The organism is Microbispora hainanensis, assembly GCF_006874475.1.
GTDB classification, from domain to species: domain Bacteria; phylum Actinomycetota; class Actinomycetes; order Streptosporangiales; family Streptosporangiaceae; genus Microbispora; species Microbispora hainanensis.
On sequence record NZ_VIRM01000104.1, the window covers coordinates 1 to 6,619 of the forward strand.

The 6,619-nt window shown below is 67.7% G+C and carries 10 protein-coding genes and 3 pseudogenes; 4 read left to right on the forward strand and 9 right to left on the reverse strand.

The window, feature by feature from the left end:
- A partial coding sequence (locus FLX08_RS41750; protein WP_208761972.1) for a hypothetical protein occupies positions 1–259 on the forward strand: 259 nt, incomplete at its 5' end.
- A gap of 600 nt (positions 260–859) precedes the next feature.
- Positions 860–1,222 carry a Rossmann-fold NAD(P)-binding domain-containing protein gene (locus tag FLX08_RS39410; RefSeq protein WP_142625360.1) on the forward strand — a complete coding sequence of 121 codons (363 nt, stop codon included), beginning with the start codon at positions 860–862 and terminating at the stop codon, positions 1,220–1,222.
- 40 nt (positions 1,223–1,262) lie between these two features.
- Here the strand turns inward: FLX08_RS39410 and FLX08_RS43565 are convergent.
- Together FLX08_RS43565 and FLX08_RS43570 are read right to left on the reverse strand one after the other, a co-directional pair.
- Positions 1,263–1,319 (reverse strand): annotated as a pseudogene (locus FLX08_RS43565) (hypothetical protein); the annotation flags it as partial.
- Positions 1,320–1,443: 124 nt separating this feature from the next.
- Complete coding sequence (locus FLX08_RS43570) at positions 1,444–1,740, reverse strand: DUF6461 domain-containing protein (protein WP_425280670.1); 297 nt, start codon at positions 1,738–1,740, stop codon at positions 1,444–1,446.
- A gap of 81 nt (positions 1,741–1,821) precedes the next feature.
- Between FLX08_RS43570 and FLX08_RS43575 the strand changes: the two are divergent.
- A pseudogene (locus FLX08_RS43575) lies at positions 1,822–2,127 on the forward strand (NAD(P)/FAD-dependent oxidoreductase); the annotation flags it as partial.
- A 55-nt stretch (positions 2,128–2,182) separates the two neighbouring features.
- On the forward strand, positions 2,183–2,509 hold the full coding sequence (locus tag FLX08_RS42780; RefSeq protein ID WP_244313233.1) for a hypothetical protein: 327 nt from the start codon (positions 2,183–2,185) through the stop codon (positions 2,507–2,509).
- 24 nt (positions 2,510–2,533) lie between these two features.
- Here the strand turns inward: FLX08_RS42780 and FLX08_RS39420 are convergent, their stop codons facing one another.
- The 7 genes and pseudogenes from FLX08_RS39420 to FLX08_RS39450 form a co-directional block, all read right to left on the reverse strand.
- Positions 2,534–3,100, reverse strand: coding sequence for an HAD domain-containing protein (locus FLX08_RS39420; protein ID WP_142625361.1), 567 nt, complete (start codon positions 3,098–3,100; stop codon positions 2,534–2,536).
- Between the two features lie 18 nt (positions 3,101–3,118).
- Positions 3,119–3,769, reverse strand: coding sequence for a class I SAM-dependent methyltransferase (locus tag FLX08_RS39425; protein ID WP_142625362.1), 651 nt, complete (start codon positions 3,767–3,769; stop codon positions 3,119–3,121).
- Positions 3,766–4,683, reverse strand: a complete 918-nt coding sequence (locus FLX08_RS39430) for a phosphotransferase family protein (RefSeq protein WP_208761973.1) — start codon at positions 4,681–4,683, stop codon at positions 3,766–3,768. Before FLX08_RS39430 ends, FLX08_RS39425 begins: the two co-directional genes overlap by 4 nt.
- Positions 4,684–4,752: 69 nt before the next feature.
- The gene (locus tag FLX08_RS39435) at positions 4,753–5,514 is read right to left on the reverse strand and encodes a hypothetical protein (protein WP_142625363.1); all 762 of its coding nucleotides are present in this window, start codon (positions 5,512–5,514) and stop codon (positions 4,753–4,755) included.
- 44 nt (positions 5,515–5,558) lie between these two features.
- Entirely contained in the window at positions 5,559–5,885 is a 327-nt protein-coding gene (locus FLX08_RS39440) for a hypothetical protein (RefSeq protein ID WP_142625364.1), read from the reverse strand.
- Between the two features lie 15 nt (positions 5,886–5,900).
- Positions 5,901–6,194 carry a hypothetical protein gene (locus tag FLX08_RS39445; protein ID WP_167530764.1) on the reverse strand — a complete coding sequence of 98 codons (294 nt, stop codon included), beginning with the start codon at positions 6,192–6,194 and terminating at the stop codon, positions 5,901–5,903.
- A 58-nt stretch (positions 6,195–6,252) separates the two neighbouring features.
- A pseudogene (locus tag FLX08_RS39450) lies at positions 6,253–6,619 on the reverse strand (hypothetical protein); the annotation flags it as partial.

Here is a 6,619-nt window from a genome sequence, read left to right on the forward strand (position 1 = left end):
AACGGTCTACTGGCACTTCCAGCGGTGGGAGCAGACAGGGGTCATCGCCACACTGCTATCCGAACTAGGCATCAGGGCCCGCCCGCAGACCCTCCTTGGTGCCGACGATGTCAGCACCGGACGCGATGACCTCGCCAAGAAGAACGGCCGGAGGCGACTCATCCCGGACATAACCCGGCCATTGATCACCCTCTCGGTAATGGCCGCCAGTTTCCGGGAGCATGATTATGTCGAGCAGTTCATGCTTTGGGCGTCCTGACAAGGTCAATCCGGCGTGTCCTACCGGCTTCCGGGTCCGCTCACCCACCGCCACTCGGCGAAGCCTCCAGCACACTCATTGCCAATCTCAAACACCGTCCACTCTCCAGCGCGGGTGTGGCCAGAAGTGATCCGCGTCACATTTTGCGCCTGCCGTAGCGGCTACTGTTCTGATCGATGATGGAGCCGTACGGATACTGATCCTGGGCGGCTCGTGGGTCGTGGGCCGTGCCGTGGCGGCGGAGGCCGTACAGCGAGGCTGGGGGGTCACGCTTTTCAATCGTGGACGCAGTGCCAATCCTCCACCTGGGGTGCGCCTTCGTACGTGGCGACTGGGAACGTCCTGAGGACTTGGCACAGCTTCCCGCGCACGGGCCGTGAATGTCGTGCTCGACGTCGCCGGAGCCGTACCTGCCCTGGTGCGCAACGCGGCACGGGCGCTGGCTGGCAGCGTCGACCACTACGTGTTCATATCCACGATCTCGGCCTACCGCGAGTGGCCACATAAGCCGGTCGACGAATCCTCCCCCTGTGGGACGGCGACCCCGATCTCGACTCCGGCACCCGCAGATGGGACCCCGACGCGTACGGCCCGCTGAAAGTGGGCTGTGAGCTGGCGATCCGGCGAGAGTTCGCCAACAACACGCTGTTCATACGGCCGCACGTCATCCTCGGCCCGGGCGAGTACGTGGGCCGGCTGCCGTGGTGGTTACGCCGGATCAGCCGCGGCGGCCAAGTGCTCGCCCCGGCTCCGCCTGACCGGACCATCCAGCCGGTCGACGTCCGCGACGTCGCCCGCCTTATCCTCGACCTGATCGAACGGCAAGCCACAGGGGTCTACAACGTCGCCGCACCGATCGGCCGGGAGACCTACGGCGGCATGCTCCACGCGTGCAAGGAGCCACCGGTTCGATTACCGAGTTCGTGTGGGTGGAGGAGTCCCGCTCGGCGTGCTCGGGTGTGACCATGACGCCGGAGATTCGGCCGGCGAGCGCGAGGACGTCCGGGATGGCGTTGTCGATCCAGTCGTCGGCGGCCGGGTCGATGCCGAGCTCGCGAAGATACCCATTGAGCCGGTCGGGTGCGGTGCCCCACCGGGTTCCGGGCCGGCTGGATCGAAACCGGTGACAAGCTCACCGTCGAGGGCGTAGGCGAAGTCGTGCCTGGCGGCGTAATCGTGTCGCATCACCGCGACGGCCTCACCGCCATCACGGGACAGCTCACCGATGACCTCGCGTTGCACGCCGTGCCAGCCGCAGTACTCGATGACGATGGCCGGCCATGACGAGCTCGGTGCGGCTGGAGTCGGGGTACTCGGCCAGGCCGATCATGTTCCGGGGCGGCGCCCAGCCGCCGGAGCGCTTCGTGCTCCTCGACTCCCCTGACCAAGGTGATCGTATAGATCGACCCCAGCGGGCCCTCGGCCTGCCACGCATAGTCTTCCGGTGAGGTGCCGGGCGTGCGGGCCGTGGCATGCACCACCTCAATCTTCTCGGCCTGCTCGTAGGCTAGGAGGCGGAGTCCGGGACCGATATCTCTTTCAACCAGTGCGGCTCGATCTCGCTGGCGCGCACCAGCGGTCGTATGGACGAACTGCGATACACGGCCGCCGTCGCGCGCCAAATGGGCCGGCCGGCCCAACTGATCGATCCCGACGAGGTTGTCCAACGCTTCCCTCTCGCGACCCGGTCCAATCTGCTGGGAGGTCTCCACCAGCCAGAAGCCGGCCACGTCAATCCTGGCTACGTCGCCCTTGCCTTCGCCAAGCTCGCATCCGAACGAGGGGTCGTCCTCCGCGTGCACGTGGAAGTCAACATGGTCACCCATACCCGTAGTGTCGTCACTGGTGTCGACACCTCCTTGGGTCATGTCGAGTGTGAGCGGGTCGTCCTCGCGGCAGGGCTCGGGAGCCGTGAACTAGCACATGCCGGGCGCCGAGATCGAGGCTCCCGTCGCCGGCACGCAGCCGACGGCCGACCCCTTCGAAGAGGCGATGGCGCTGGCCCGTGCCACCGCCCGGGACGGGCGGCAACGGGCCCTCAGTCACGCGGCGACGGACCTGCAGAAGCTGCAGGAGCTGCGCCTTTCCCTACGGCAGGCCATCTGCGCCTCACCCGGCCCCTCCCCCATGCGCTACGTGCTGCCCTGGATCTGGAACGCCATGACCAGCGACGGCACGGCACTCACCGCCGCCGGCGCGGAGACGGGATACGAACTGCGCCTATCCCGATATCGCAAGCCCATCTGCTGACGGGCTGCTCAGGCGACGGTCGTATCAATCGCCCAGGGACGTGAAGGGCCGGGAGGGCTTGCTGACGAGCTCGGCCATCCACGAACGGATCGTCTCCAGATGCGCCGGCAGCAGCCCGACCCTGGGATCCGGCTGGACGAGCAAGGTGGGGATACCCACTGCAGTCCGCGCTGCGGCCCAGGCGTGGTCGGCGGGGGTGAAGTCGTCGTCGATCCAGACGGCCTGAGCGGCGTCGAGCCAGGCTGAGACGTCGTCTCGTTTCCAGAGGTAGCCGTTGGGGTGGCTCGTCGTGATGTCCTGACGCGCCAGCTCGACATGCGGGAACGGCTCCAGGCCCAGCTTGGCGCCGATCAAGGGGCTGGCGTCGCCACGCCAACTGGTGCACCAGACCGGTGTCAGAGGCAGCTCGCTGATCAACTCAGCCAGCATGGGCCCGTGCGTGGGATTCAGCCATATGGGGACGGGTGAGCTCGCGTCATAGCCGGTGGGTACGACGCTGTGCCTCACGTGAGTAGCCGGTCCGTTCCCCTCGCTGTCGGGGAACGGGATCAGCACGCCGTCGACGTCGATGAGCAGATAGACCTCGGGCACGACAGCCTCCTCGAACCGTCATGATTTACGGGCGACAACGAGCAAGGTGTTCGGGCCTGCCGGCGACTCACCCAGGTGCTGGAGGTCGTCGACTCGGAAACTGGCTGCCGACAGCAGCGCGACCCAGCCGAGCACGCTCGGCTCCCAGCGACGGATCGGCACCCGGCCGCCCGACGGCAACAGCAACGTGCTGCCCCGGTCACTGCGTCGGGGATGCGGAACAGCGAAGGCCAGCACTCCGCCGGGCCGCAGCACCCGCGCGATCAACGGCACGAGCACATTCGGCGAGGTGAGTCCCACGGCGCCGAAGACGGAGTAGCAGACGTCGTACGGATGGCACGACGTTGCCAGGAACGCAACCGCGTCGGCGGCGACGAAGGTGATCCCCCGCAGGAGCCCATAGCGCGTGCGCGCCCGTTCGATCTGCCTCTCGGAGATGTCAACGCCGACTCCGGTGGCGCCATGGACTCCTACAAGGTGGGCGAGGTGATGGCCCGCGCCACATCCCAACTCGAGAACGCGCGCACACACGAGGTGTCCCAGGATCTCGGCTCCTGGCCCGCCATCAGGCTCCGGCGTCCAGTACATGCGAGACGGAGCCGCCGTCGGCGCTGCCGGCTCGACGGCCTGACGTTGCCGGGCGTGCTCCTGCCATGCCTGGCGGTTCATGGCGCGAGCAGCCGTACGGCTTCGCGGAGGTGACGTCGTACGGCCTTGATGTAGACCGGATCGCTGCTCGGGTCGTTGATCCAGTGCACGGTCTGGTCCATGAACCACTCCACGATCCAGACCCGGTGCCAGCCGAGGGCCCATTCCTCCGCGGACAGACCACCCCGTGGCGCCAATGCCTCCTGCGGTCCGCCAGCGGCAACGTAGGCTTCGACCAGCCGACGGACCCGTTTCACGTTGGCGGGATGTTGGGTTCCGGGCCAGGAGGCCAGGTCGAGCAGGCCGGGGCCGTTGAAAGCCCGGGCGAAATCGAGCAGCCGCCATCCCGTCCGCCCGACGTGCAGCGAGCTGGGATGGAACTCCGAGTGGCACAGCCCGAACGGCGCCAGCTCCGCCCCCTGGGCACGTGCGGGAGCCACCTTGTCCAGGGCGGAGAGCATCTCCGCGATGTCGAGAGTGGATCTCCAGCGGCGGACCTGCCGCAGGAAGTCCAGATGGGCAAGCGCGCGCAAGGGAAGGGCCCTCAGTTCGTCGGCGTCGAGGGTCGTCGGCAGGATCGCCGAGGGGCGAACCCGGTGGAGTACGACCGCCGCCTTGACCCCGTCGTCGTCCGCTGCCTCCCGGACCGGTTCGCCAAGGTCCTCCATCAGCATCCCGAGGACGCCGCCGCTGACAGCGCAGGCGTACAGCTCGGGGACGGGCACGCCATGGACAGCGGCCAGCTTGAGCGCCCGGTCCTCGCCCGTGAAGGGCTCGGCGGCGAATTTGAAAATGGCCGTGGAGCCGTCGGGAAAGTGCAGGCGTTCCACCGCCGACAGCGACCAGGCGCGCATCGGCTCGCGTTTCGGCTCACCCGGGACCCTCGCCTTGGCGCACAGCTCGGCGCACAGCCGGGTGACGGTCAACTCGTCCACGACGGTTACTCCTTCGGCATCTGGGGCGCACGGCCCGCGCTCATCGAAGCGCGGGCCGTACGGGACGGGTCAGCTGGCGGTGCGGCAGGCGTAGACCTTGGCGAGCCACTCCTCGCGGAAGCTCGTCAGTTCGGTGCGGAAGGTCTGCATCGAGGCGCCGTACGGCACGCAGGCGCCGCCGGACTGGTTGGGCACGGACTGGCAGCCGTGGACCAGCCGTCCGCCGAGCGCGGCGTGCGCCTTGATCGACTCGATGCGGCGGTACTCGTTGAACAGTGCTTGTCGAAACCCTGTGCCGTGGTAGACCTCGTCGAGCATGCCGCCCTCCTCCTCGTCCAGCTCGTAGACGACGGAGGTGGCGGCGGGGAAGAACCAGCATGGGCCGACGTTGGAGATGTGGCCGTCCAGCTCGACCTTGTTGAGCGCCATGAAGGTGGCAGCCTCGCGGAGCATCCGCAGGTGGTCGGCGGTGATCTGAGGCAGGCCGAGGGTGGGCAGGTGCTCCTCCCGGAAGAGGTAGCTGTAGACCTCCCAGGCCGTGGCCAGCACCCGGCCGGCGTCGGAGGTGGAGAAGCCGTGCTCCTGCACGAACTCCAGAGCGAGCTGTTCGACGGCGGTCTCCGCGGACTCCTCGGTGCCGAGAAGCTGGCTGGCGACGAGGTTCCAATCGCACAGGAGCCAAGTGGAGTTCTCGAACCGGAAGAAGTACTTCTCGGGGTCAACCGTGATGGTGGCTCCGTCCACGGTGATCCCGGGGATGCGGTTCCAGCGCGGGTCGAAGGCGACCGGCAATTCGACGGCGAACGCGTCGAGCTGGGCGCTCAGGGTCATTGAGGCACTCTCCTTCTGACGTGGGATTACTGGCGAAGGGGGAGCTATCGGGCCTGCCCGGTGAGCAGGCGCTGCCAGAGCTCCATGGCTCTGGCCGTCAGGAGCCACTCCGTCTCGCGTACGGACAGACCGGCCGGCTTGCGGACGGTACGGCGGACGAACACCAGGCCGCCGGAGACGCACAGCTCGTACACCACCGGCTGGCACTCACAGGTGTGCCGTCGTACCCGCAGGTGCGTGCACCGCGCCGTCGGTTTCCTCCACACGAGCCTCTCGCAGCCTGTCTGCGGTGGCGCGACGTGGACGCCGTGGAACGGCGCGGGAAGCTGCGCGTCCTTGGGAGCGCCGCGAGGTGCACCGTGCGAGACCATACGGGTGCGCTCCGGCTAACGGTCGACCTCGGCCAGCACACGCTCAATGCGGTCGGCTGCCTCAGTGACGTTCGCGACGAGGGCGATCCGTTCGGGCCAGGGGAACCAGAAGCTCCACTCCTCCTCCACATCCGGCGCGATCATGATGTGTTCCGTGAGGACGGGAGCCTCAGGGTTCATCACGAACAGGTGGAGCGAAGACCCCTCACCACCGCGGAGCCGCGCGGCGAAGCCCCGGACTTCGAGCGCGATAGCGAGCGACTGGAGCGCGTCGCGGACCACCGCCGGATCGGCAAGCTGCATACTCATGGCGCGACCGTACGGCCGGCTCACAGGGGCAAACCCAACCAGCGGTTGGGGGTGGCATTCAGGCGATGACGCGGGCTCTTGTCGCGAGGTCCAGCAACAGAGCCGGTGGACGGCGCCTCGCCTCGATCATCTCGCCGATGGTCTGCCGTGCGAGCGGATTGAAGACGACGGTCTCCGTCGACTGTGTCTCCGACATCCGGAGGCAGGTGAGGGCTGCGTCGAAATCCCGCTGCCGCATGTGCCCTCGCGCCAGGTCCAGCAGGTGCTGGGCCCGCCGATTCGTCGAGGGGATGGCGGAGACGGTGATGGCCTTGGCCCGGTCGATCGCCGCGCTGGACCGCCCTGTCTCCACCTCTATCGCGACGCCGTAGATGGCGACGTTGGCCTGGCCGAACATCGTCAGAGGATTGTGGTGAGCAGGGCCG

Coding starts and splice junctions, on each gene's coding strand:
- FLX08_RS39445 (WP_167530764.1), bottom strand. CDS start 6,194: ATGAGTATGCAGCTTGCCGATCCGGCGGTGGTCCGCGACGCGCTCCAG.
- FLX08_RS42780 (WP_244313233.1), top strand. CDS start 2,183: ATGCCGGGCGCCGAGATCGAGGCTCCCGTCGCCGGCACGCAGCCGACG.
- FLX08_RS39440 (WP_142625364.1), bottom strand. CDS start 5,885: ATGGTCTCGCACGGTGCACCTCGCGGCGCTCCCAAGGACGCGCAGCTT.
- FLX08_RS39435 (WP_142625363.1), bottom strand. CDS start 5,514: ATGACCCTGAGCGCCCAGCTCGACGCGTTCGCCGTCGAATTGCCGGTC.
- FLX08_RS39425 (WP_142625362.1), bottom strand. CDS start 3,769: ATGAACCGCCAGGCATGGCAGGAGCACGCCCGGCAACGTCAGGCCGTC.